The following is a 23746-nucleotide window of genomic DNA, read 5'->3' on the forward strand; positions in this document are numbered from 1 at the left end:
TGTCAGTACGACTTGGGGAGACCCAGGGACTGATGGGACACGTAGTTGAGGATCATCTCCCGGCTGACCGGCGCGATCCGGGCGACCCGGGAGGCGGCGATGAGCCGGGCCAGGCCGAACTCCCGGGTGAGACCGTTCCCGCCGAGGGTGTGCACGGCCTGGTCGACCGCCTTCACACACGCCTCGCCGGCCGCGTACTTGGCCATGTTGGCGGCCTCGCCGGCGCCGACGTCGTCCCCGGCGTCGTACAGGAGGGCGGCCTTCTGCATCATCAGCCGGGCCAGCTCCAGCTCGATGTGCGCCTGCGCCAGCGGATGGGCGATGGCCTGGTGGGCGCCGATCGGCGACTTCCAGACCTGCCGCTCCTTGGCGTACCGGACGGCCTGGTCCAGGGCGTAGCGGCCCATTCCGATGGCGAAGGCCGCCGTCATGACCCGCTCGGGGTTGAGCCCGGCGAAGAGCTGGAGGAGGCCCGCGTCCTCGTCGCCCACCAGCGCCTCGGGCGGCAGGTGGACGTCGTCCAGCGTCAGCTCGAACTGCTTCTCCTGGGCGTCCAGTTCCATGTCGATCTGCCGTCGCCCGAAGCCCGGGGCGTCACGCGGGACGACGAAGAGACACGGCTTGAGGGTGCCGGTCCGGGCGTCCGAGGTCCGGCTCACGATCAGGGTGGCGTCGGCGATGTCGACCCCGGAGACGAACACCTTCCGCCCGTTGAGGACCCAGCCCTGCTCGGTCCGCGTGGCGGTCGTCGTGATCCGGTGCGAGTTGGACCCCGCGTCCGGCTCGGTGATGCCGAACGCCATGGTGCGGCTGCCGTCGGCGAGACCGGGCAGCCACTCCCGCTTCTGCTCCTCGGTGCCGAACCGGGCGATCACCGTGCCGCAGATCGCGGGCGAGACGATCATCATCAGCAGCGGCGCGCCGGCCGCGCCCGCCTCCTCCAGGACGATGGAGAGCTCGGCGATGCCGCCGCCCCCGCCGCCGTACTCCTCGGGCAGGTTCACGCCGAGGTAGCCGAGCTTGCCGGCCTCGGCCCAGAGCGTGGCCCGGTCGAAATCGCGGCCGTGGCGCTGCCCGAGGGCGGAGACGGCGGCGCGCAGGGCGGTGTGCTCGGCGGACTCGACGACGGATCCGGTCATTGCTCTTCCTCCTGTGCTTCGTGCTGAACGACGGCGAGCAGGGCACCGACCTCGACCTGGCGGCCGGGGACGGCGTGGAGCGCGGTGAGCGTGCCGGAGGCGGGCGCGATGATGCGGTGCTCCATCTTCATGGCCTCCAGCCAGAGCAGCGGCTGCCCGGCGGTGACGGTGCCGCCGACGGCCAGGCCCTCGGCGACCCGGACGACGGTGCCGGGCATGGGCGCGAGCAGGGAGCCGGGCTCCCGCTGCGCGGTCGGATCGGGGAAACGGGGACGGACGGTGAGCCGGTGCGGGCCGACATGGACGGTGTCGCCGTATCGGGACACCTCGAAGTCGCGTACGACCCCGTCCACTTCGAGCCGGACCCGGCCGGGTGCGACCGTCACGGCACGGACGCCCTCGGGCGCCAGGACCTCGTACCCGCCGCCCCGGGTCGGCCGGTAGCGCACCTCGTGGTCGCCGTACGTCCGGCTCTGGTCCTGCGAGGCCACGTTCCGCCAGGCGCCGCCGAACCGGCCGCCGCCGGCCGCCGCCTCCGCGAGCGCGGCGGCCACCGCCGCCTGCGCCTCCCCCGGCAGCGGGGCCGCCAGCTCGTCCAGGTGCCGCTCGTAGAACCCGGTGTCGAGCCGGTCCGCGTCCAGGAACGCGGGATGCCGCAACGAGGCGACCAGCAGGTCCCGGTTGGTCACCGGCCCGTGGATCCGGGCCCGGGACAGGACGTGCGCCAGCCGGCGCGCCGCCTCGGCCCGGGTCGGCGCGTGGACGACGACCTTGGCGAGCATCGGGTCGTAGTGCACCCCGACGGCGTCCCCCGAGGCGTAGCCGCTGTCGACCCGCAGGCGGGACCCGGTCGCGACGCCCGGGAATCCGGTGCCGGCCGGCCCGTCGGGGAACTCCAGGGTGTGCAGCACACCCGTCTGCGGGGCCCAGCCCCGCGACGGGTCCTCCGCGTAGAGCCGTGCCTCGATCGCGTGCCCCGCGGCCCGCGGCGGCCCGTCCGGCAGCGCGGCGCCCTCGGCGACCGCGAGCTGGAGCGCGACCAGGTCGACACCGAAGACCGCCTCGGTCACCGGGTGCTCGACCTGGAGACGGGTGTTCATCTCCAGGAAGTGCGCCCGGCCGTCCGCGACCAGGAACTCCACCGTGCCCGCCCCGACGTAGCCGACCGCCCGGGCCGCCGCCACCGACCGCTCACGCAACTCCTCGACGAGCCCGGGCTCCAGACCCGGCGCCGGAGCCTCCTCGACGACCTTCTGGTGCCGGCGCTGGAGCGAGCAGTCACGCGTGCCGAGCGCCCACACCGCGCCGTGCCCGTCGGCCAGGACCTGCACCTCGACGTGCCGGCCGTTCTCGACGTACGGCTCGACGAACACCTCGCCGTCCCCGAAGGCACTCGCCGCCTCCGCCGACGCGGCGGCCAGCTCCGCCTCCAGCTCGGCCAGCTCGCGCACGATCCGCATACCGCGGCCACCACCGCCCGCCGCCGCCTTCACCAGCACCGGCAGGTCCGCCTCGGTCACCTCGGCCAGCGGGGCGACGCCCAGCAGCTCCTTCGCCCGTGTCTTCGACGCCATCGCCTCGATCGCGGCCGGCGGCGGACCGATCCAGACCAGACCGGCGTCGGTCACCGCCCGGGCGAAGTCCGCGTTCTCCGACAGGAACCCGTACCCCGGGTGCACCGCGTCCGCCCCGGCCGCCAGCGCCGCCTTCACCACCAGATCGCCGCGCAGATACGTCTCCGCGGGCGCCGAACCCGGCAGCCGCACCGCCGCGTCGGCCTCCCGGACGTGCAGCGCCGAGGCGTCGGCGTCCGAGTACACGGCCACCGTCCCGATGCCCAGCTCACGGCACGTACGGAACACCCGGCAGGCGATCTCCCCGCGGTTGGCGACGAGTACCGACTGAATCATCGAAGCTGCCTCACATTCGGAAGACGCCGAAGCCGCCGCGCGCGCCCTCGACCGGTGCCGTGTGGATCGCGGACAGGCACAGCCCGAGGACCGTGCGGGTGTCACGGGGGTCGATGACGCCGTCGTCGTAGAGCCGCCCGGACAGGAACATCGGCAGCGACTCCGACTCGATCTGCGCCTCGACCATCGCGCGCAGGCCCGCGTCCGCCTCGTCGTCGTAGGGCTGCCCCTTCGCCGCGGCGGCGGCCCGCGCCACGATCGACAGCACGCCCGCCAGCTGCTGCGGGCCCATGACGGCCGACTTCGCGCTCGGCCAGGCGAAGAGGAACCGCGGGTCGTAGGCCCGGCCGCACATGCCGTAGTGCCCGGCCCCGTACGACGCCCCCATGAGCACGCTCAGATGCGGCACCCGGCTGTTCGACACCGCGTTGATCATCATCGCGCCGTGCTTGATGATGCCGCCCTGCTCGTACTCCTTGCCGACCATGTAGCCGGTCGTGTTGTGCAGGAAGACCAGCGGGATGTCGCGCTGGTTGGCGAGCTGGATGAACTGCGCCGCCTTCTGCGACTCCGCGGAGAACAACACCCCCTGCGCGTTGGCGAGGACACCCACCGGATAGCCGTGCAGCGACGCCCAGCCGGTCACCAGACTCGGCCCGTACAGCGGCTTGAACTCGTCGAAGTCCGAGCCGTCCACCACCCGGGCGATCACCTCGCGCGGGTCGAACGGCGTCTTCAGGTCCCCCGGCACGATCCCGAGCAGCTCGTCCTCGTCGTACTTCGGCGGCAGCACTCCTCCCGCACCCGCCCCGAACCCCGCCGGATCCGGCCGCGCCTTGCGGTGGTTGAGCCGCGCGACGATCCGGCGCGCCTGGCGCAGGGCGTCGGGCTCGTCCGCGGCGTAGTGGTCGGCGAGCCCCGAGGTCCGGGCGTGCATCTCGGCGCCGCCCAGCGACTCGTCGTCGCTCTCCTCCCCCGTCGCCATCTTCACCAGCGGCGGACCACCGAGGAAGACCTTCGACCGCTCCCGGATCATCACGGTGTGGTCGGACATGCCGGGGACGTACGCGCCACCCGCCGTCGAATTGCCGAAGACGACCGCGATCGTCGGAATGCCCGCCGCCGAAAGCCGCGTGAGGTCCCGGAACAGCGCCCCGCCCGGAATGAAGATCTCCTTCTGGGACGGCAGATCCGCACCCCCCGACTCCACCAGCGAGATGACCGGCAGCCGGTTGGCGAAGGCGATCTCGTTGGCCCGCAGCGCCTTCCGCAGCGTCCACGGATTGGAGGCCCCGCCGCGCACCGTCGGGTCGTTGGCGGTGATCAGGCATTCGACGCCCTCCACCACCCCGATGCCGGTCACCAGCGACGCGCCCACCGGATAGTCGCTGCCCCAGGCCGCGAGCGGCGACAGCTCCAGGAACGGCGAGTCGGGGTCGACCAGCAACTCGATCCGCTCCCGGGCGAGCAGCTTGCCGCGCCCCCGGTGCCGGGCGACGTACTTCTCGCCGCCGCCCGCGAGCGCCTTGGCGTGCTCGGTGTCGAGGGCGGCCAGCTTGTCGAGCATGGCGGCGCGGTGGGCCGCGTAATCGGGTCCGCCGGTGTCGAGGGCGGAGGCGAGCACGGTCACAGCAGTTCCTCCAGAAGGTCCACCGGAATGTCCAGGTGCCGCGAGCGGAGCCACTCGCCCAGCGCCTTGGCCTGGGGGTCGAAACGGGCCTGGGAGGCGACGCCCTCGCCGAGGAGGCCGGTGACGACGAAGTTCACCGCCCGCAGCCCGGGCAGGACATGACGCACGACGGTCAGGCCCGCGGTCTCCGGCAGCAGCTCGCGGAACCGCTCCACGGTCAGGGTGTGGACGAGCCAACGCCAGGCCGCCTCGGACCGGACCCACACGCCCACGTTCGCGTCACCGCCCTTGTCGCCGCTGCGGGCACCGGCCACCCGCCCCAGCGGCGCCCGGCGCACCGGCCCGGCCGGCAGCGGCGCGGGCAGCGCGGGCTCCGGCACCGGCTCCAGGACCCGGGTCCGCGCCGGTACGGGAACGTCCCACCGGGTCCCGTCGGGCAGGACGGCGACGTGCGGGACCTCGGCGGCCGGCACGTACCGCGCCTCGAACACCCCGTACGGCGTGCCCTTCCCGGGCGGGGCCGTCACATGGAAACCGGGATAACTCCCCAGCGCCAGCTCCACGGCCGCACCGGTCAGCGCCCGGCCGACGGCCTGCGGGTCCGGGTCGCGCACGACGAGCCGGAGCAGCGCGCTCGCGGTCTCCTCAGTGGCCGCGTCGGGCCGGTCGGTGCGGGCCAGTTCCCACCGCACCTCGGCGGGCCGGGCCCCGGCCCGCTCGAACGCGTCCTCGACCTGGTCCCGGACGAGCCCCGCCTTCTCCTCGATGTCGAGGCCGGTCAGGACGAAGACCACCTCGTTGCGGAAGCCGCCGAGCCGGTTCACCCCGACCTTCAGCGTGGGCGGCGGGGCCTCGCCCCGCACGCCGCCGACCGCGACCCGGTCGGGACCCTCCTGGCCGAGCCGGACGGTGTCGAGGCGGGCCGTCGCGTCGGGGCCGGCGTAACGGGCGCCTCCCGTCTCGTACAGCAGCTGGGCGGTGACCGTGCCGACGTCGACGAAACCGCCCGTACCGGGGTGCTTGGTGATGACGGACGTGCCGTCGGCATGGATCTCGGCGACCGGGAAACCGGGCCGGCGCACGTCGGCCGGGCGGAAGAAGGCGTAGTTGCCACCGGTGGCCTGGGTACCGCACTCCAGGACGTGCCCGGCCACGACCGCGCCCGCCAGCTTGTCGTGCCAGTCGGGGTCCTCGGGGGTCCAGCCGAAACGCCACTGCGCGGGCCCGGTGACCAGGGCGGCGTCGGTGACCCGGCCGGTGACGACGACGTCCGCGCCGGCGCCCAGACAGGCGGCGATCCCGGCGCCGCCGAGGTAGGCGTTCGCCGTCAGCACGCCGTCGGCGGCGGGCAGCCGGTCACCCTCGACGTGCGCGATCCGGCTGGGGAGACCGAGCCGCTTCGCCAGGGCCCGCAGCGCCTCGGCGAGCCCGGCCGGATTGAGACCGCCCGCGTTGGCGACGATCCTGACGCCCCGCTCGTGCGCGAGCCCCAGCCCCTCCTCCATCTGACGCAGGAACGTCCTGGCATACCCGGCGTCCGGGTCCTTCAGAAGGTCGCGGCCGAGGATGAGCATCGTCAGCTCGGCGAGGTAGTCACCGGTCAGGACGTCGAGCTCGCCGCCGGTGAGCATCTCGCGCACGGCGTCGAAGCGGTCGCCGTAGAAGCCGGAGGCATTGCCGATACGGAGGATCACGGCCGCTCCCCGCGAGGCCGGCCCGGACCGGCGGGCCCGGCGAAGGCCTGCGCGATGGACAGCCACTCCTCGGCGTCGCCGCCCTCCGCCGTGAGACCGGTGTCGGCCCGGTGCACCCGCTGGGTGACGAGGAGACAGAAGTCGAGGGCCGGACCGGTGATCCGCTGGACGGCGTCCGCCGGCCCGTACGTCCACTCCTCGCCGTCGGGGGCGACGAGCTCGATCCGGAACGGCTCGTCGGGCGCCTTCCGACCACGGACGAGATAGGCGTAGTCACGGGCCCTGATGCCGATCCAGGCGACGTGCCGCAGCCGGGCGGTCGGCTCGCGCACCACCCCGAGGGCGTCGGCCACGTCCTGCCCGTGCGCCCAGGTCTCCATGAGCCGCGCGGTCCCCATGGACACGGCGCTCATCGGCGGGCCGTACCAGGGGAACCTGGCCCCCGGAGGGGCGGCCCGCAGCGCTTCCTGAAGCCGCTCCCGCCCGGTGCGCCACCGCTCCAGCAGCACGGCGGGCGGCAGCGCGGCACCCTCCTCGGCACCCTCGTCGACGAAGGTGTCGGGGGCCGCGAGGGCCTTCTCGGTCTCGGCCGCGAAGCCGGCGGGATCGGTGGCGGCGAGCAGGGCCGCCCGGTCGGTCCAGGCGAGATGCGCGATCTGATGCGCGACGCTCCAGCCGGCGGCCGGGGTCGGGGCCGCCCATTCCGCGTCGCTCAGCCCTCTGACGAGCCGGTCGACTTCTTCGCTCTCACTGCGCAGATCGTCGAGGACGACGACGGGGTCGGACACGGTGCGCTCCCCTCGGGGCACGGGCGAACCACGGGCGTGTGCCGAGGAGCATGGCAGCGACGAAGGAAACAATCAAGCGTGCTTGCTTGAGAATTTCGAGGGAGGGGAGGAGGGGGAGAGGGGCGAGGCGAGAGGTGGGGGGGTTGGGGCGGGTTGGGGTGGCTGGAAGGCACCCCCGGCCCGGTCACTACTTCTTCGAGGCCCTCGGGGCGGTGGGGGTCGTGGGGGCGGTGGGGGTCGTCGGGGCTGTCGATTCCTTCGAGCCCTCCTCGCCCTTCGCCTCCGTCGAACCCGTCGCCTCCGTCGCACCCTTCGCCTCCGCCTTCGGGGGCAGTACACCGCGCTTCGTCTGGGTGCGGACGGCGCCCATGCTCGCGGCGATGACCAGCGCGATCGCCAGCGCGTCGGTGACCGACAGCGCCTGGCTCAGGACGAGGAACCCGGCGGTAGCGGCGATGGCCGGCTCCAGGCTCATCAGGATCGCGAAGGTGGGAGCGGGCAGCCGGCGCAGCGCGAGGAGCTCCAGCGTGTACGGCAGCACCGAGGACATCAGCGCGACGGCCAGACCCAACCCGATCGTCGACGGCACGAGCAGCTTGTCGCCCGCCTCCACGATGCCGAACGGCAGCGACAGGACGGCGCCGAACGCCATCGCCAGCGCCAGCCCGTCCGCCTTCGGGAAGCGGCGCCCGGTGCGGGCGCTGAAGACGATGTACGTCGCCCACATCGCGCCGGCGGCCAGCGCGAACGCCGCGCCCAGGGGATCGAGGCGGTCGAAGCCGCCGCCGCCGAGCAGGACGACGCCGCCGAGTGCGAGACCCGCCCACAGCACGTTCATCAGCCGGCGCGAGGCGATCACCGACAGGAGCAGCGGGCCCAGGACCTCCAGGGTGACCGCGGCGCCGAGCGGGATCCGGTCGGCGGACTGGTAGAAGAGGATGTTCATGCCCGCCATCGCGGCGCCGAAGGCGACGATGGTGCCCCAGTCGGCGCGGCGGTAGCCGCGGACCTTGGGCCGGCAGACGATCAGCAGCACGGTGGCGGCGAGAACGAGGCGCAGGGTGACGACACCGAGGGCGCCGGCACGCGGCATGAGCAGGACGGCGACAGCCGATCCGAACTGCACGGAGAGCCCACCGGCCACGACGAGCGCGACGGGCCCGAGGCGGGTGGCACGGGAGGCGGCGGAAGCGGCCCCGGCGGCGTCGGACGCGGAACCGGACTCGGGCACGGAACCGGGTACCGAACCGGACGCGGGTACGGAGACGGCCTCGGGCACGGAGACGGCGGCGATGTCCTTGACCGGGCTGTCCACCGGCTCACTCCTCGGATAGTTCATTTCACTGGACTACCAGTCCAGAATAGTAGACCCGTCAAGTGGAGTCCGACTCTCACGCTACGAGCCCGTGCGCGCCGCGTGAAATGCCGATTGGTCTGCGGTTATGCTCCGGACGCATGGTCCTAGAGCTGCGCCACCTGCGCGCCTTCCTCGCCATCGCCGAAGAAGGCAACGTGACCCGGGCCGCCGCCCGCCTCCACCTCACCCAGCCCGCCGTCTCCCGCACCCTCGCCGCCCTGGAGACCCACCTCGGCGCCCGGCTCGTCGACCGGTCCACGCATCACCTCTCCCTCACCCCCGAGGGCCGCGCCTTCCGCGACCGGGCCGCCTCCGCGATCGCCGCGTTCGACGCGGCGGTCGACCCCGCCCGCCTCCGGCACCGGCCCCTGCGCCTCGGCCACGCATGGTCGGCCTTCGGCCCGTACACCACACCTCTACTGCGCCGATGGCAGCGCGAACACCCCGAGACGCCGCTCGAACTCCTGCGGATCGACGACCGAACCGCCGGACTCGTACGCGGCGACGTGGACGCGGCGCTGCTGCGCGGGCCGGTGGACGCGCCGGGGCTCGCGACGGAGGAGCTGACCACGGAACCCCGGGTGGCCGCACTGCCGGCGGACAGCCCCCTGGCGGAGCGTCCGGGGCTGACCCTGGGTGACCTGGCGACCGAGACCGTGGTCCTCAACACGGTGTCGGGCACGACGGGCCTCGACCTGTGGCCGCCCGAGGATCGACCCGCCGGCAGCCTCACCGTCGGCAACACCGACGACTGGCTGACCGCGATCGCGGCGGGCCGGGGCATCGGCGTCTCATCCGTCTCGACGGCGGACATGCACCCGCACCCCGGGGTGACCTACCGCCCCCTGACGGACGCACCCCCCATCCACGTGGTCCTGGCCTGGCGGGACACCTCCCCACACCCGGCGACCCCGTTGCTGGTGGCGCTGGCCCACGAACTCGCGAGGGAGGGGTGAGGGGAGGCACTTGTGGTGGAGGTGGGCCGGGGGCCTGGGGGGCGTTGGGGTGGGGGTGCTTGGGCGTCGAGCGTCACCTGGGGCGGGCGGACAGGATGGGGGTCTTCGCGCCGGGGGCCTGAGAGGGGGGCGGGGGCTTGGCGGGGGCGCTTGGGGCGGGCCGGCCTCCGTTGCTTCTGGTGATTGGCCGCCCTCTCTCCGAGTGTGGCGGGTTACGGCGCCGCTTCAAGGGCGCTCCTCGTTCCTCGTCGCGTCGCTGCGCGATGGGCTGCGCCCACCCTTGACCCGTCACCTCCACCCGCCTTTTCACACTCGGAGGGCGGCCCGGGGAGGGGCATCCGCTCCGGGGCCCGGTCCCTCTCGGGCGCCGTCGGCGGCCATCGGCTTTCGGCGTGGCTTCCCGCACCCATTGAATGGGGCGGCTGGGCATGGCTTAGCGGGTGCCGCTCGCTTCTCGGCTGGGATTCATGCCCCGCTGGTCATTCCCGGTGGTGGGTGATCCCTTATCCGAGGAGGACTTGGAAGGGGTGACGTCTCAAGCCGGCCGCCATCGAGTCCGGCCCGTCTTCGGCGGCGGGGGGTTCCATCCCTCTCCCCGGATGACGCTAGCGCGTACATTACTTGCGGTAACCAGGACGAGATAAGGGACTTCACGGGCATATCGGACTCTCGGGAGGCTTAATGTACGCCGTAGCGTCATTGAGCAGCCGATCCCGGATTGCCGATGGGGCTGCTGGGGCGGATGGGATCCGCGCGACCGCCGCCCCGCGCGCCCCGTGCCCCTGACCTGAGCCGGCGATGCTGGCTCCGGATTCGGCTTCACCCCCACCGGACATTGACCAGCGGGGCATGAATCCCAGCCGAGAAGCGAGCGGCATCCGCTAAGCCGAGCCCGGCCGCCCCATTCAATGGGTGCGGGAAGCCACCCCAAAAGCTGTCGGCCGCCGACGGCGCTGCGCGCCCCGCCGGCCCCCGCCTGGCCCCTCCCCGGGCCGCCCTCCGAGTGTGAAAAGGCGGGTGGAGGTGACGGGTCAAGGGTGGAGCGAAGCGAAATCGGCGAAGCCGACGCGACGAAGGAGCGCCCTTGAAGCGGCGCCGTAACCCGCCACACTCGGAGAGAGGGCGGCCAACCACCAGAAGCCACCGAGGCACCCGAGCCCCAAGCGCCAGGACCCCCACCCCCCAAGCCCCCCAGTCGAGGCCCCCACCCCCTACAGCGGCACGTCCTCCCCCGCCGGGAAGGGGCCGCCGTGGCCCGGGACGATGGTGTCCGCGGCCGCCAGGACGCGGAGGCGCGAGGTGCGGTGGGTGTCGCGGTGCGGGGCCACCGGGTCCTCGGCCGGCCCGTCCGGGCGCCACCAGAGGTCGCCCACGAAGGCGACCACCCCGTCCGCCGTGCCCGCGAGCAGGGTGATGTCCTCGGGGCTGTGCCCGGGCGTCCGGATCAGGCGCAGCGACGGCGTCAGCTCGTACCCCTCGGCGTCCCGGTCGGTCCACTGGTCGTGCAGGTACTCCGCCTTGTGGTCGTGGACCCGTGCCTGCCCGAACAGGCCCACGTTCATGGTGTTGTCGGGGTGGTGGTGGCTGAGCACCACGTCGGTGATGTCGTCGGGGCCGAGGCCCAGTTCCGCGAGCGGCCCGAGGATGCGGTCGCGGCTCGCCACCATGCCGGGGTCGATGATCACGTGCCGGTCGCCGTCGGAGACGTACGAGACGGTGGCGGCGACCCCGGGCCCCGTGGAGAGGGTGTAGCCGGTGGTCAGGATCTTGTGGACGGCGCTGTTGCCGCGCGGCCGGTCGGTGTCCCGGGCGGTCTCTCGGTCGATCACTCGCTCTGTCATGCCTCAAGCTTCGTACCCCGCAGCGGAGTTCCGTGAGTGGCCTTGCTGCCACCCATCGCGGGTTTTGTGCCACACTCCGCGCCATGCCGTTCCTCTCCGTCGCCGCGTACGCGCCGCCCCGCGTCGGCATGCTCGCCGTCGGTGTCGTCGCGGAGGTCTTCGGCGCTCCCCCGGCGGGTCTTCCGCGCTTCGACTTCGCGCTCTGCTCCGACCGGCCGGGGCAGGTCTCCACCGATCTCGGGGTGCCGCTGGCGGTCGAGCACGGCCTCGACCGGCTCGCCGTCGCCGATCTCGTCCTCGTCCTTCCCTGGGCCGACTTCCGGGTGCCGCCGCCCGATCCGGTGCTCGACGCGCTCCGTGCCGCGCACGCGCGGGGCGCGCTGGTGGGGGCCCATTGCGTGGGCGCGTTCGCCCTCGCCGCCGCCGGGCTGCTCGACGGTCTGCGGGCCACGACCCACTGGCGGTTCGCCGAGCTGCTGGCCCGTCGCCACCCGGCCGTCACCGTCGAGGCGGACGCCCTCTACGTCGACGAGGGCCGGGTCCTGACGGGCGCGGGCGCGGCCGCCGGATTCGACCTGTGCCTGCATCTGGTGCGCCGCGAGTACGGCGCCGCCGCCGCCAACACCGTGGCCCGCGACCTGGTGCTGCCGCCCCACCGGGACGGCGGGCAGGCCCAGTACCTCGTCGCCCCCGTCCCGGAGGACGGCGAGGACGAGCGGCTCGCGGAGGTGCTCGCCTGGGCCCGGGCGCATCTGCACGAGCCGTTGCCCGTCGCGGAGCTGGCGCGGCGCGCCCTGATGAGCCGGCGCTCCTTCGCCCGCCGGTTCGCCGCGGCGACCGGGACGACGCCGCACGCCTGGGTCCTCGGCCTGCGGCTGAGCCGGGCGGAGGAGCTTCTGGAGACCACCGAGTTGCCGGTCGAGGAGATCGCCCGGCTGGTCGGCTACGGCTCCGCCGCCGTCCTGCGCGAGCAGTTCGTCCGCCGCCGGGGCGTACCGCCCCGTACCTATCGCCGTACGTTCGGCCGCGTCTCGCTCTCGTAGGCCGCGCGGGTCCTACGGGGCCGGGGCCGGACCGGTCCGCTCCGGGCGATCAGGCGGGTCGTCCACCTCACCACCCGGTTCACCCCCCTTCTCGCCGCCCGCCGTCTCCCACTCCTCCTCCAGTTTCCGTGCCAGGACCTCGGCCAGGTGGCGTCCCCTGCGGTCCGACAGGTGGGCCAGTTGAGTGCGGCACGAGTAGCCGTCCGCGAGGACCACGACGTCCTCGCCGGCCGCCCGTACCGACGGCAGCAGCTGGTCCTCCGCGCAGGCCACCGAGACCTCGTAGTGGCCGGGTTCGAAGCCGAAGTTGCCGGCCAGGCCGCAGCAGCCGCCGCTCAGTTCGCCGGTGAGGCCGGCGCGTTCCCGTAGCCGGCGCTCGGCCCCGTCGCCGAGGACGGCGTGCTGGTGGCAGTGGGTCTGGCCGACGACCTCGCGGTCCAGGCGAGGCGGTTCCCAGTCGGGGGCGAACTCCTCCAGCGCCTGGGCGAAGGTCCTTACGGAGGAGGCCAGTCGGGCGGCCCGGGGGTCGTCCGGCAGCAGTTCCGGCAGGTCGGTCCGGAGGGTGGCCGCGCAGGAGGGTTCGAGGACGACCACGGGGTGCTCGGGGCCGTCGCCCAGCGCGTCGAGCGTCCGGCGCATCACCTTGCGGGCGCGGTCGAGCTGGCCCGTCGAGACGTAGGTGAGCCCGCAGCAGACCCGGCCCGGGGGCAGGCCGACTCGTACGCCGGCCGCGCCGAGGACGCGGACCGCCGCCCGGCCGACCTCGGGGGACAGGTGGTTGGTGAAGGTGTCCGGCCACACGAGGACGTCCGAGGGTGCTCCGAGCCGTGCCCCGAACCAGGAGACGAACGTCCGCGGCGCGACCCGCGGCAGCGGCCGTTCCGGGGTCGCCCCGGCCAGGCGGGCCGAGAACGGCAGGACGCGGGCCGCGTTCAGCAGCGGGCCCGCCCAGCGCAGCCACTGCGGCAGCCGGCCCATGGTGACGTGCGACCAGGGCCGCCGCCGGTCCTGGTAGTAGTGGTGCAGGAACTCCGCCTTGTAGGCGGCCATGTCCACGCCCACGGGGCAGTCGCTGCGGCAGCCCTTGCAGGACAGGCACAGGTCCAGCGCCTCGTGGACCTCCTCCGACCGCCAGCCGTCGGTGATCACCTCGCCGAGCGCCATCTCGTGCAGCAGCCGCGCCCGCCCCCGGGTGGAGTGCCGCTCCTCGCCGGTGGCGCGGTAGCTGGGGCACATGACGTCGGCGGCCGGACTCGGGCCGTCCACCCGGCACTTGGCGACGCCGACGCAGCGGGCCGCGTCCGGGACGAGGGTCAACCCCTTGAAGCGCAGGTTCCGGTCGAGTTTCCCCGGGCGGACCAGCATCCCGGGGTTCAGGCCGCCCTGGGGGTCCCACACGTCCTTGACCTGACCGAAGAGCCCGACGAGCTCGGGTCCGTACATCTTCGGCAGGAGTTCCGCCCGGGCCTGTCCGTCGCCGTGCTCCCCCGACAGCGAGCCGCCGTGTGCCACCACGAGGTCGGCCGCGGCCTCGGAGAAGCGCCGGAAGTGCTTCACCCCCGCCGGGGTCCACAGGTCGAAGTCGATGCGGACGTGGACGCATCCGTCTCCGAAGTGGCCGTAGGGCGTCCCCCGCAGCCCGTACTCCTTCAACAGCCGCCGGAAGTCCCGCAGGTAGGCCCCGAGCCGGGCGGGCGGCACCGCGCAGTCCTCCCATCCCGGCCAGGCGGCGGTCCCGTCCGGCATCCGTGTGGCCGTCCCGGCGGCGTCCTCGCGGATCCGCCACAGGGCCCGTTGCGCGGCGGGGTCCGTCACCACCGCGGCGTCCAGCGCGTCGGCGGCCCGGACCAGCGCCCGCGCGGCCGGTTCGCCGTCCGCCTCGACGAACAGCCAGGCGCCGCCGTGCGGGAGTCCGCTCGCGCCCTGTACGAGGTCGGCCGCCATGCCCTCGACCGTGAGCGCACCGCGGGCCGCGAGGCCGGCCGCCGCGTCGGCGGCCGCGCTCTCGTCCGGGTATCCGAGGACGGCGAGGACGGGCGCGGCCGGGGCGACCACCAGGCGGACCGTGGCCTCCGTCAGGATCCCGAGCGTGCCCTCGCTGCCGCAGAAGGAGCGCGCCACGTCCGCGCCGCGTTCCGGGAGCAGCGCGTCGAGCGCGTAGCCGGAGATGCGCCGGGGCAGGCCCTCGGGGTAGCCGGTCCTCAGCAGCGCCAGGTTCGCCTCGACGAGTTCCCGCAGGCCGTCCGGCGCGCCCTGGCCGTCGCGGCCGGGGCGCAGCCGTGTTCCCTCATAGGTGAGGACGTCGAGTTCCCGGACGTTGTCGGCGGTCGTGCCCCAGGCGACCGAGTGCGCGCCGCACGCGTTGTTGCCGATCATGCCGCCGAGGGTGCAGCGGCTGTGCGTGGACGGGTCGGGCCCGAAGGTCAGTCCGTGCGGGCGGGCCGCCTCGCGCAGCCGGTCGAGGACCACGCCGGGCTGCACGACGGCGGTCCTGGTGTCGGGGTCGAGGGACACGATGGCGCGCATGTGGCGTGTGAAGTCGAGCACGACGCCGGCGCCGGTGGCCTGTCCCGCGATCGACGTGCCGCCGCCTCTGGCGACGACGGGGACCTCGTGGGTGCGGCACACGGCGAGGGCGGCGGCCACGTCCGCCGCGTCCCGCGGGGCGACGACGCCCAGTGGTACACGGCGGTAGTTGGACGCGTCCATCGTCACGAGGGCCCGCGCACCCGCGCTGAAGTCGACGTCTCCGCCGACGGCCCGTCGCAGTTCCTGTGCAAGATCCCCGGGTTCCACCATGGGGACAGAATGTCCCACCGGGTGTCTCATCCGGCGGACATCGTCCGCCGCCACCCCCGCGACCCGATACGCTCCGCCTCGTGGCTGAGATCCAGATTCCCGCTGACATCAAGCCCGCCGACGGCCGTTTCGGCGCGGGCCCCTCCAAGGTGCGTACGGAGGCGCTGGACGCCCTGGCCGCCACCGGCGCCTCTCTGCTCGGCACGTCCCACCGCCAGGCCCCGGTCAAGAACCTGGTCGGCGAGGTACGTGCCGGTGTGCGTGACCTCTTCTCGCTGCCCGAGGGATACGAGGTGATCCTGGGCAACGGCGGCTCGACCGCGTTCTGGGACGTCGCGACCCACGGGCTCATCGAGAACAAGTCCCAGCACCTCACCTTCGGCGAGTTCTCCTCCAAGTTCGCGAAGGCCGCGAAGCTGGCCCCGTGGCTGGCCGAGCCGACCGTGATCTCCTCCGACCCGGGCACCCACCCGGAGCCGAAGGCCGAGGCCGGCGTCGACGTCTACGCGTACACGCACAACGAGACCTCCACCGGTGTCGCCGCGCCCGTCAAGCGCGTCGCGGGTGCCGACGAGGGCGCGCTGGTCCTGGTGGACGCGACCTCGGGTGCCGGCGGTCTGCCGGTCGACATCACCGAGTCGGACGTCTACTACTTCGCCCCGCAGAAGTCCTTCGCCGCCGAGGGCGGCCTGTGGCTGGCGGCGTTCTCCCCGGCGGCGCTGGAGCGCGCGGCGCGCGTCCACGCGTCGGGCCGGCACATCCCGGAGTTCTTCTCGCTGCCGACGGCGATCGACAACTCGCTGAAGAACCAGACGTACAACACCCCGGCGCTGTCGACCCTCTTCCTGCTGAACGAGCAGCTCAAGTGGATCAACGGCCAGGGTGGTCTGGACTGGGCCGTGGCCCGTACGGGTGCCTCCTCGCAGGCGCTGTACGGCTGGGCCGAGGAGTCCAAGCACGCCACGCCGTTCGTGACGGACCCGGCCAAGCGTTCGCAGGTCATCGGCACGATCGACTTCTCGGACGAGGTCGACGCGGCGGCGGTCGCCAAGGTGCTGCGCGCCAACGGCATCGTGGACACCGAGCCGTACCGGAAGCTGGGCCGCAACCAGCTGCGGATCGCGATGTTCCCGGCGATCGACCCGGCGGACGTGCAGGCGCTGACCGCCTGCATCGACTACGTGATCGAGAAGCTGTAACGGCGGATCCGGTCCTGCGGGGGCCCGGCATCGGACATGGCCGATGCCGGGCCCTCGTGCGTGCGGGCCGCGGGATGCCGTGGGTCCCGGTGCCCTTCCGGGCCGGCCGCCCGGGTCAGCGGCGGCGCAGGAGGCGCTTGCCGCCGATGACGAGGGCGGTGGCCGCGCCGAGGACGAGCACGCCGAGCGTGAAGTTGCCCTGCTCCCCCTGACCGGCACCGGCGTCCTTGCCGCCGTCTCCGGGCTTCGACGGCCCCGCGTCGCCGTCCCCGGACGGCTTCGCCCCGTCCTTCTTCTCGACGTCGACCCGGACGACCCGGCTCTCCTTGCCTTCCGAGCCGAACATCAGCGCCGAGCCGTCCGCCGTATAGGTGACGGACTCGGCCTGCCCCTGGAAGGGCGCCCCGGGTGACACCCCGTCGCCCACGATGCGCCCGTTCTTCCAGTCGTACACCCGGGCGCTGAAGTAGCCGCGCAGGACCAGCCGTTCGCCGTCGGGCGAGAACGCGCCGTCCGTCACCCAGGGCACCTCGCCGACCCGCCGGAAGACGTTCTTCCCGCCGGTGGAGAGTTTGGCCGGGCCCTCGTACAGGGCGCCGCCGCCCTCGCGCTTGCTGGCGATGTAGACCCGGCCGGTCTTCGGATGGACCATCAGGGCCTCGGCGTTGCGGGCTCCGTCCGCGTACGTCACGTCGAACTGCGTCGCCCGGACCGTCTGGTCCCCCAGCCGCTTCGGCTCGGGGAAGCGGTAGATCCAGACGTGGTCCCAGGAGCCGTCGAGGTTGTCGCCGATGTCGCCGACGTAGAGGTGGCCGTCCGGGCCGACGGAGATCGCCTCCATGTCGCGGGGCGTGCCGACGCCCTTCAGGGTGAGGGTCGCGACCGTCTCGCCCGTGCGGGAGTCGATGCCGTAGATCAGCGGCGCGTCCTGGTCGTTGTGCGTCCAGTAGACGCCGGGGTGGGCCCGGCTCGCGGCGAGTCCGCTGGACTCGGTGATCCGCGGGTCCTTGATCGTGAAGTCCTGGTCGGCGGCCCCGTCCTCGGCGGGGGCCGCGGCGCCGGCGACGACCGCTCCCGCCTCCTGGGAGGCACCGGCCGGCACCGCCGTGAGCAGGACGAGGGCCGCCGTACCGGTGGCGCACAGAAACGATCGCATGCCCTCAAGCCTGCCACGGCGGCCGGGAGGTGGCCCGGATCACGTCGCAGCCCGCGGCCGCCGTCCGCGATGATGGGAGCCATGCGTTTTATGTTCGTCGGCGACAGCATGACCATCGGACGCGCCGGCGACTACACCTGGCGCTACCGCATGTGGCAGCACCTGGAGTCGGTCCTGCCGGGACGGTACGAGATCGTCGGCCCGCGCACGGAGCTGTACGACACCGCCGCGGACGCCCCCCGCTCGCACGCCTACGCCGACCCGGCCTTCCCCGCGCCCGCCCGCCGCCATCTCGCCGGCTGGGGCGAGGGCTGGCTGCACATGGCGCCGGTCGTCGGCGAGGCGGTCGCCACCACCCGGACGGACGTCCTCCTCGTCTCGCTGGGCCTGATCGACCTCGGCTTCTACACCGACAGCGACCAGACGGCGGAGAACGTGCACGCCTTCGTGGCCGCCGCGCGCTCGGCGAACCCGCACGTCAAGGCCGTGCTGCTGCCGGTCATCCCGAACGTCCGGGCGGAGTCCGACGGCCCCTTCGCCGCCGACTGCCACCGCTTCAACGTCCTGCTCGCCAAGGCGGTCGCGGACCTGGACACGGCCGCCTCCCCGCTGCTCCTCGCGACGGTCCCGGAGTCGTACGACATCCACGCGGACACCTACGACGGCACCCACCCCGGTCCGACCGGCGAGCACAAGCTGGCGGCGGCCTTCGCGGACGCGATGCACCAGGCGTGGGGCATCGGTGCCGCCTACGGCAGCGCGCACCGTGCCGGGGTGACGGCAGGCGCCTGAGCCCGGTACGGGCCCGGCACGGCGTCCGCCGACGGCGAATCCGCCCGCGCCCGCCGGGGCCGGGGTGTTCGACTGTCGGCATGGAGATCCTGATTCTGGGTGGAACGGCATGGCTCGGCCGGGAGCTGGCCCGGCAGGCGGTCGGGCGCGGGCACCGGGTGACCTGCCTGGCCCGCGGCGAGAGCGGCGAGGTCGCCGACGGCGCCCGGCTGGTGGCCGCCGACCGGGCCGCCGGCCCGCGTGCCTACGCGCAGCTCCTCGACCGCCGCTGGGACGCGGTCGTCGAGGTGTCCTGGCAGCCGGGGTTCGTCCGGGAGGCCCTGGCCGCGCTGGGCGACCGCGCCCGGCACTGGACCTACGTCTCCTCGGTGAGCGCCTACGCCTCCCACGCCGAGCTCGGCGCGGACGAGTCCGCGGCCCTGCTGCCCCCGACCGACCGGGACGAGGCGGACCGCGAGGGCTACGGAGAGGCGAAGTCGGCCTGTGAGCAGGCGTCGACGGCCGCCGTGGGCGACCGCCTCCTGATCGCCCGCGCGGGTCTCATCGGCGGCCCCGGCGACGCCAGCGGGCGCTCCGGCTACTGGGCGGCCCGTGCCGCCCGCGATCCGCTGGGACCGATGCTGGTGCCCGACGAACCGGCGATCGCGACGCAGGCCGTCGACGTACGGGACCTCGCCGGCTGGCTGCTGGACTGCGCGGAGAAGGGCACGGCCGGCACTTTCGACGCCGTCGGCCCGGTCGTACCGTTCACCGAGTGGATCGAGCTGTCCCGCACCGCCGGCGGGCACACCGGTCCGGTGGTCACCGCCGACTCCGCCTGGCTGCTCGCGCAGGGTGTGGCCGAGTACATGGGGCCCGGGTCGTTGCCGATGTGGGTGGTCCAGCCCGGCTGGGAGGGGTGGTCGAGCCGGAGCGGCGCCGCGGCGTCCGCGGCGGGCCTCCGGCACCGGCCGCGGGCGGAGCTGCTGGCCGACACGGTCCGCTGGGAGCGGGAGGAGGGCCTGGACCGCGACCGGCGTGCCGGGCTGAGCGCCGCGCGGGAGCGCGAACTGCTCACGGCCCTGGCCGCGCACCGCGGCTGACGGGCCCGCCGGTCCCTCGCGGGACGGCGGAGGCCGGCGCCGCCGTCCCCGTCCGAGGTCGGGACACGTCCCAAGGCACAGCTCAGCGCCCTGGGACGGCTGGGACGTGGCCGGAGGCCCCTTCTCGTGTGCCGCCGGGGGCCGGCGCTGCAGCAGAGTGGCGTCCGAAGTGATCGCCACTTCTCCTGCCGGACACGACACACAGGAGTACCTGTCCCATGCTCAAGAGGCTCACCGCGAAGGCCGCCCTGGTCGCCACGTCGGCCGCTCTGCTCGGCGCGACGCTGACCGGCGGCACCGCGTCCGCGGCCACCACGTCGCCCTACATCGGCGACGGCTACTCCAACAACACGCACGCCGTGTGGTGCGTGCAGCGTCTGATCAACTACGCGATCGACCGGGGCTACTACTACGGTCTCGCCAAGGTCGCCGAGGACGGCAAGTGGGGTCCGAAGACCAAGGGGGCCGTGATCTTCGCCCAGCGGAGCAACGGGTTCCCGGCCGACGGGATCGTCGGGCCGCAGACGGGCGACCAGCTGATGATGGACGGCGACCCGTACTACACCGGCGGCGGCGCGGGCGACGGCTACTGCCACACCTACATCCCCACCACCTACTGAGCCGGCGGGCGCGTGCGAACACGCCCCCGGTTCCGGCCGGAACCGCCTCACGCCGCGCGCGTGAGGCGGTTCGCCAGGGTCGACAGGGTGTACGCGCCGATGCCGAGGACGACCTCCAGCGCGTTCTGCCGGGTGTAGCCGTGCCGGAAGAAGCGCTCCAGGTCCTCGTCGCCCACCGCGCCCGACGAGGCGATGACCTGATGGGTGAACTCCCGGACGGCCTCCAGCCGGGCCGGGTCCTCCGCGGGGCCCAGCCTGGCGAGCTTCGCCTCGTGGATGCGGACGCAGAGGTGGCACTGGTTGCGGGTGGCGACCGTCAGGACGACGGTCTCGCGGGAGTGCGGATCGAGGGTCGTGGACTCGAAGAGCGCGCTCATCTTCAGGAAGCCGTCGAGCGCGTGCGGTGAGGCGGCCATGCGGCCGACGGCCTGCGACAGATGGCCCCAGGCGGCGGTCACGGACTCCATGGCGGGCCGGGCGGCGGCGGGGGCGGTCTCGACGGTGTGGTCGGTGAACAAGGGGCGGCTCCTGGGTAGGCGGGGGCACACATGAGAGAATCGACAACATGGTTGACCCTGTCGACGAGAGAAACGTAAACCAGGTTGTCGATAACGGCAAGGGGTTCGAGCTGCCGCTCCTCCTCTTCGGCGGCTTCCGCACCCTGATCGACCGCCTCCACGCCGAGCTCGCCCGCCAGGGCCACCCCGAGCTCCGCCCCGCGCACGGCTTCGCCATGCAGGCCGTCGGCGCCCACGGCGCGACCGCGAGCGACATCGGACGGCGGCTCGGCGTCTCGAAGCAGGCCGCGGGGAAGACCGTCGACCGGCTCCTCGCCGCCGGCTACGCCGAGCGTGCCGACGACCCCGCCGACGCCCGCCGCAAGCTCGTCCGCCTCACCCCGCGCGGCCTCGACGCACTCGCCCGCTCGGCCGCCGTCTTCGACGAGCTGCGCGCGGAGTGGGCGGCCACACTGGGCCCGGAGCGGGTCCGGGACCTGGAGGCGGCGCTGCGCACCGTCGTACCGGCGGAGACGACGTACCGGCTGGACGCCACGAGCTGGCTCGGCGGCACCTGACCCCGGGGCCGCGCCGGAAATGCCCCGGAACCGCGCGGGAGTCCACCCCCACACGGCGAGGAGCCGTACGCCCGCGGCCGCCCGCCCGCGCGACGAGGAGCCGCACGTCCGCGCACCCGCCGCGCCCGCACGGCAAGGAGCCGCGAACCCGCCCTCCCACCCCCGTGGGACGCCGACGGCCGCCGTCGCGGACGAGGCGACGGCGGCCGTCGGGCGAGGGGACGGGACGGCTACGCACTCACCAGGCGAAGGCCTCCGGGGAGGGCCCCGGGCCGGGGAAGATCTCGTCCAGACCGGCCAGCAGCTCCTCGCTCAGCTCCAGCTCCAGGGCGCGCAGGGCGCTCTCCAGCTGCTCGGCCGTGCGCGGGCCGACGATCGGGCCGGTGACGCCCGGACGGGTCAGGAGCCAGGCCAGGGCCGTCTCGCCGGGTTCGAGGCCGTGCTTGTCCAGCAGGTCCTCGTACGCCTGCACCTGGGCGCGGACCGTGGTGTTCGCGAGCGAGTCCGCGGACCGGCCGGAGGCGCGCCGACCGCTCTTGGCCTGCTTCTTCAGGACACCGCCGAGGAGCCCGCCGTGCAGCGGCGACCAGGGGATGACGCCGAGCCCGTACTCCTGGGCCGCCGGGATGACCTCCATCTCGGCGCGCCGCTCCGCGAGGTTGTACAGGCACTGCTCGCTGACCAGCCCGACGGCGCCGCGGCGGGCGGCCGTCTCGTTCGCCTGGGCGATCTTGTAGCCCGGGAAGTTCGAGGAGCCCGCGTAGAGCACCTTGCCCTGCTGGATCAGGACGTCGACCGCCTGCCAGATCTCCTCGAAGGGAGTCCGCCGGTCGACGTGGTGGAACTGGTAGAGGTCGATGTGGTCCGTGTTGAGCCGCTTCAGGCTCGCCTCGACGGCACGGCGGATGTTCAGCGCCGAGAGCCGGTCGTGGTTGGGCCACGGGTCGCCCTCGGCGGCCATGTTGCCGTACACCTTCGTGGCGAGGACGGTCTTCTCGCGCCGGCCGCCGCCCTGGGCGAACCAGCTGCCGAGGATCTCCTCGGTGCGGCCCTTGTTCTCGCCCCACCCGTAGACGTTGGCGGTGTCGACGAAGTTCAGGCCCGCGTCGATCGCGCTGTCCAGGATGGCGTGACTGGTCGGTTCGTCTGTCTGGGGACCGAAGTTCATCGTGCCGAGGACGAGTCGGCTGACCTTGAGTCCCGTGCGTCCGAGCTGCGTGTACTTCATGGGCCCCAAGCCAACTGCTTCGAGTCCACTCGAAGCAAGGGCGTGCCCGCGGAGCGGGATCCCGGAGCTCGCGCGGGCGCCCCGCGGCGGGCGCGGCGGCAGGGCGCGGCGGCGGGGGTACGGGTCAGCCCACGACCGACGCCACCGCGATGATCGCGAACATCAGTACGAGCACGCCGGCCATGATCCGGTTACGGGTCTTCGGGTCCACCCGTCGAGGTTAACCCGGGCCCGGACCGTGCTCCGCCCCGCCCAGGGGCCAGGAGCCGACCGTCTCGTAGCGCGGCCGTTCGCCCGACACCCCGGCGACCGGCAGCCGGCTGCGCACGAGAGCCAGCTCGGAGACCTCCCAGCGGGTGCCCTCGAAGGTGTCGAGCGCGGCGGCGAAGGGCCTCAGATCCCGGTCCGCACGGGCCCGGGCGACGGTGAGGTGGGCCTGGTAGCGGCGGTGCTCGTCCATCGGCACGCCCGCCCGGCGGGCGGCCGCGTCGGCGCGCTCGGCGAGCAGCCGCATCTCGTCCAGGTCGCCGGCCGCCCCCACCCACAGCGCGCGGCGGCCGAAGTGGCCGCCCCGGTGGAGACGGAGCGGGAACGGCGCGGTGCGGTGGGCGGCACGGGCGAGACGCGCTTGGAGGTCGGGGAGCAGGTCCTCGTCGACCTCGCCCATGAAGGCGAGCGTGAAGTGCCAGCCCGGCCGGGCGGTCCAGCGCAGGTCGTCGGCGCCGGGCAGCCGGCTCAGCCGGTCCACGGCCCGGCCGAGCTCGTCCTGCTGCTCCGCGGGTGGCGACACCGCGGCGAAAAGCCTCATGTGACGAGTCTGGCAGCGACTACCGTCGGCGGGATGGAGATCACGATCAGGAAGGGCGGGTCCGACGACGTTCCCGCGATACTCGCGATGCTCGACAGCGCGGTCGTCTGGCTGAACGGCCGGGGGATCACCGCACAGTGGGGCACCACACCGTGGACGTCCCGGCCCGCGGCGGTGCGGACGGTCGAGGAGGTCGTCGCGTCGGGGACGCCGTGGATGGCGGAGATCGACGGGGAGCCGGCCGGGACGATGACCCTGACGCCGCACCCCGGCTCGTACGTGGCGCCGGCGGACGAACCGGAGCTGTACGTGCACCTGCTGGCGACGGACGGGCGGTTCCACGGCCGGGGCGTGGGCGCGGCGCTGCTCGCGCACGCGGTGGAGGAGACCCGCCGGCAGGGCCTGTCCCTGCTGCGGGTGGACTGCTTCGCGGGGAGCGAGGGGCGGCTGGTGGCGTACTACGAGCGCCAGGGGTTCCGCAGGACGGAGCCGTTCACGGTCGGCGAGTGGCCCGGCCAGGTCCTGGAACAGCGCGTCGTCTGACCGCCGGGAAGCGGCCGCGGACGGGCGGGGCTGCGCGCGGCCGGCGGACGGGGCGGGGGCCGGGACGGAGCGGGGGCCGGGACGCC

General features: G+C 73.8%; 20 protein-coding genes. 8 read left to right on the forward strand and 12 right to left on the reverse strand.

The window, feature by feature from the left end; translation table 11 throughout:
* Positions 1-2: 2 nt before the first annotated feature.
* The 6 genes from ACE1OA_RS15280 to ACE1OA_RS15305 form a co-directional block, all read right to left on the reverse strand.
* Positions 3-1139, reverse strand: coding sequence for an acyl-CoA dehydrogenase family protein (locus ACE1OA_RS15280; RefSeq protein WP_356599933.1), 1137 nt, complete (start codon positions 1137-1139; stop codon positions 3-5).
* Complete coding sequence (locus tag ACE1OA_RS15285; RefSeq protein WP_432752902.1) at positions 1136-3049, reverse strand: biotin carboxylase N-terminal domain-containing protein; 1914 nt, start codon at positions 3047-3049, stop codon at positions 1136-1138. Before ACE1OA_RS15285 ends, ACE1OA_RS15280 begins: the two co-directional genes overlap by 4 nt.
* Positions 3050-3059: 10 nt before the next feature.
* Positions 3060-4679, reverse strand: coding sequence for an acyl-CoA carboxylase subunit beta (locus ACE1OA_RS15290; RefSeq protein ID WP_386546005.1), 1620 nt, complete (start codon positions 4677-4679; stop codon positions 3060-3062).
* Positions 4676-6373: an acyclic terpene utilization AtuA family protein gene (locus ACE1OA_RS15295; protein ID WP_386546008.1), complete on the reverse strand. Its 1698-nt coding sequence runs from the start codon at positions 6371-6373 to the stop codon at positions 4676-4678. The genes ACE1OA_RS15290 and ACE1OA_RS15295 overlap by 4 nt, the downstream gene beginning before the upstream one ends.
* Positions 6370-7161, reverse strand: a complete 792-nt coding sequence (locus tag ACE1OA_RS15300) for a TIGR03084 family metal-binding protein (protein ID WP_384871223.1) — start codon at positions 7159-7161, stop codon at positions 6370-6372. The genes ACE1OA_RS15295 and ACE1OA_RS15300 overlap by 4 nt, the downstream gene beginning before the upstream one ends.
* A 187-nt stretch (positions 7162-7348) precedes the next feature.
* On the reverse strand, positions 7349-8392 hold the full coding sequence (locus tag ACE1OA_RS15305) for an EamA family transporter (RefSeq protein WP_432754067.1): 1044 nt from the start codon (positions 8390-8392) through the stop codon (positions 7349-7351).
* A gap of 224 nt (positions 8393-8616) precedes the next feature.
* On the opposite strand from ACE1OA_RS15305, the gene ACE1OA_RS15310 reads away from it, so the two are divergent.
* Positions 8617-9474 (forward strand): LysR family transcriptional regulator, encoded by an 858-nt coding sequence (locus ACE1OA_RS15310; RefSeq protein ID WP_432752903.1) that lies wholly within the window; start codon positions 8617-8619, stop codon positions 9472-9474.
* A gap of 1211 nt (positions 9475-10685) precedes the next feature.
* On the opposite strand, the gene ACE1OA_RS15315 is transcribed toward ACE1OA_RS15310, so the two are convergent.
* Positions 10686-11315, reverse strand: a complete 630-nt coding sequence (locus ACE1OA_RS15315) for an MBL fold metallo-hydrolase (protein ID WP_356609028.1) — start codon at positions 11313-11315, stop codon at positions 10686-10688.
* Positions 11316-11398: 83 nt separating this feature from the next.
* On the opposite strand from ACE1OA_RS15315, the gene ACE1OA_RS15320 reads away from it, so the two are divergent.
* Positions 11399-12358, forward strand: a complete 960-nt coding sequence (locus tag ACE1OA_RS15320; RefSeq protein WP_356779740.1) for a GlxA family transcriptional regulator — start codon at positions 11399-11401, stop codon at positions 12356-12358.
* A 12-nt stretch (positions 12359-12370) separates the two neighbouring features.
* On the opposite strand, the gene ACE1OA_RS15325 is transcribed toward ACE1OA_RS15320, so the two are convergent.
* Entirely contained in the window at positions 12371-15157 is a 2787-nt protein-coding gene (locus tag ACE1OA_RS15325) for an FAD-binding and (Fe-S)-binding domain-containing protein (RefSeq protein WP_432752904.1), read from the reverse strand.
* Between the two features lie 80 nt (positions 15158-15237).
* On the opposite strand from ACE1OA_RS15325, the gene serC reads away from it, so the two are divergent.
* Positions 15238-16356 (forward strand): phosphoserine transaminase, encoded by a 1119-nt coding sequence (gene serC, locus ACE1OA_RS15330; protein ID WP_356609034.1) that lies wholly within the window; start codon positions 15238-15240, stop codon positions 16354-16356.
* A gap of 115 nt (positions 16357-16471) precedes the next feature.
* On the opposite strand, the gene ACE1OA_RS15335 is transcribed toward serC, so the two are convergent.
* Positions 16472-17512 (reverse strand): WD40 repeat domain-containing protein, encoded by a 1041-nt coding sequence (locus tag ACE1OA_RS15335; protein WP_361316734.1) that lies wholly within the window; start codon positions 17510-17512, stop codon positions 16472-16474.
* 81 nt (positions 17513-17593) lie between these two features.
* Here ACE1OA_RS15335 and ACE1OA_RS15340 point away from each other — a divergent pair, with 81 nt between their 5' ends.
* From ACE1OA_RS15340 to ACE1OA_RS15350, 3 genes are all read left to right on the forward strand, one after another.
* A complete protein-coding gene (locus ACE1OA_RS15340; RefSeq protein WP_356609038.1) occupies positions 17594-18304 on the forward strand; it encodes a GDSL-type esterase/lipase family protein in 711 nt (236 codons plus the stop codon).
* Positions 18305-18384: 80 nt separating this feature from the next.
* Complete coding sequence (locus ACE1OA_RS15345; protein ID WP_384874124.1) at positions 18385-19386, forward strand: oxidoreductase; 1002 nt, start codon at positions 18385-18387, stop codon at positions 19384-19386.
* Positions 19387-19604: 218 nt separating this feature from the next.
* A complete protein-coding gene (locus tag ACE1OA_RS15350; protein WP_386541341.1) occupies positions 19605-20006 on the forward strand; it encodes a peptidoglycan-binding domain-containing protein in 402 nt (133 codons plus the stop codon).
* A gap of 47 nt (positions 20007-20053) precedes the next feature.
* Here the strand turns inward: ACE1OA_RS15350 and ACE1OA_RS15355 are convergent, their stop codons facing one another.
* On the reverse strand, positions 20054-20524 hold the full coding sequence (locus ACE1OA_RS15355; protein WP_432752905.1) for a carboxymuconolactone decarboxylase family protein: 471 nt from the start codon (positions 20522-20524) through the stop codon (positions 20054-20056).
* 47 nt (positions 20525-20571) lie between these two features.
* Between ACE1OA_RS15355 and ACE1OA_RS15360 the strand changes: the two genes are divergently transcribed.
* Positions 20572-21081 (forward strand): MarR family winged helix-turn-helix transcriptional regulator, encoded by a 510-nt coding sequence (locus ACE1OA_RS15360; protein WP_356609046.1) that lies wholly within the window; start codon positions 20572-20574, stop codon positions 21079-21081.
* A 238-nt stretch (positions 21082-21319) separates the two neighbouring features.
* Here ACE1OA_RS15360 and ACE1OA_RS15365 read toward each other — a convergent pair whose 3' ends face one another.
* Both ACE1OA_RS15365 and thpR read right to left on the reverse strand, forming a co-directional pair.
* Positions 21320-22309 (reverse strand): aldo/keto reductase, encoded by a 990-nt coding sequence (locus ACE1OA_RS15365; protein ID WP_356609048.1) that lies wholly within the window; start codon positions 22307-22309, stop codon positions 21320-21322.
* Between the two features lie 220 nt (positions 22310-22529).
* Positions 22530-23117: an RNA 2',3'-cyclic phosphodiesterase gene (gene thpR / locus ACE1OA_RS15370; protein ID WP_432752906.1), complete on the reverse strand. Its 588-nt coding sequence runs from the start codon at positions 23115-23117 to the stop codon at positions 22530-22532.
* A gap of 33 nt (positions 23118-23150) precedes the next feature.
* Here thpR and ACE1OA_RS15375 point away from each other — a divergent pair, with 33 nt between their 5' ends.
* A complete protein-coding gene (locus ACE1OA_RS15375) occupies positions 23151-23660 on the forward strand; it encodes a GNAT family N-acetyltransferase (protein WP_432752907.1) in 510 nt (169 codons plus the stop codon).
* Positions 23661-23746 lie beyond the last annotated feature (86 nt).

This window comes from Streptomyces sp. JL2001, from assembly GCF_050917515.1.
GTDB lineage: Bacteria > Actinomycetota > Actinomycetes > Streptomycetales > Streptomycetaceae > Streptomyces.

What these genes read in the sequence shown, in the direction of transcription:
- ACE1OA_RS15280 (WP_356599933.1), bottom strand. Translation starts at nt 1,139, where the DNA reads ATGACCGGATCCGTCGTCGAGTCCGCCGAGCACACCGCCCTGCGCGCC.
- ACE1OA_RS15285 (WP_432752902.1), bottom strand. Translation starts at nt 3,049, where the DNA reads ATGATTCAGTCGGTACTCGTCGCCAACCGCGGGGAGATCGCCTGCCGG.
- ACE1OA_RS15310 (WP_432752903.1), top strand. Translation starts at nt 8,617, where the DNA reads ATGGTCCTAGAGCTGCGCCACCTGCGCGCCTTCCTCGCCATCGCCGAA.
- ACE1OA_RS15315 (WP_356609028.1), bottom strand. Translation starts at nt 11,315, where the DNA reads ATGACAGAGCGAGTGATCGACCGAGAGACCGCCCGGGACACCGACCGG.
- ACE1OA_RS15320 (WP_356779740.1), top strand. Translation starts at nt 11,399, where the DNA reads ATGCCGTTCCTCTCCGTCGCCGCGTACGCGCCGCCCCGCGTCGGCATG.
- ACE1OA_RS15325 (WP_432752904.1), bottom strand. Translation starts at nt 15,157, where the DNA reads ATGGTGGAACCCGGGGATCTTGCACAGGAACTGCGACGGGCCGTCGGC.
- ACE1OA_RS15335 (WP_361316734.1), bottom strand. Translation starts at nt 17,512, where the DNA reads ATGCGATCGTTTCTGTGCGCCACCGGTACGGCGGCCCTCGTCCTGCTC.
- ACE1OA_RS15340 (WP_356609038.1), top strand. Translation starts at nt 17,594, where the DNA reads ATGCGTTTTATGTTCGTCGGCGACAGCATGACCATCGGACGCGCCGGC.
- ACE1OA_RS15345 (WP_384874124.1), top strand. Translation starts at nt 18,385, where the DNA reads ATGGAGATCCTGATTCTGGGTGGAACGGCATGGCTCGGCCGGGAGCTG.
- ACE1OA_RS15350 (WP_386541341.1), top strand. Translation starts at nt 19,605, where the DNA reads ATGCTCAAGAGGCTCACCGCGAAGGCCGCCCTGGTCGCCACGTCGGCC.
- ACE1OA_RS15360 (WP_356609046.1), top strand. Translation starts at nt 20,572, where the DNA reads ATGGTTGACCCTGTCGACGAGAGAAACGTAAACCAGGTTGTCGATAAC.
- ACE1OA_RS15365 (WP_356609048.1), bottom strand. Translation starts at nt 22,309, where the DNA reads ATGAAGTACACGCAGCTCGGACGCACGGGACTCAAGGTCAGCCGACTC.
- thpR (WP_432752906.1), bottom strand. Translation starts at nt 23,117, where the DNA reads ATGAGGCTTTTCGCCGCGGTGTCGCCACCCGCGGAGCAGCAGGACGAG.
- ACE1OA_RS15375 (WP_432752907.1), top strand. Translation starts at nt 23,151, where the DNA reads ATGGAGATCACGATCAGGAAGGGCGGGTCCGACGACGTTCCCGCGATA.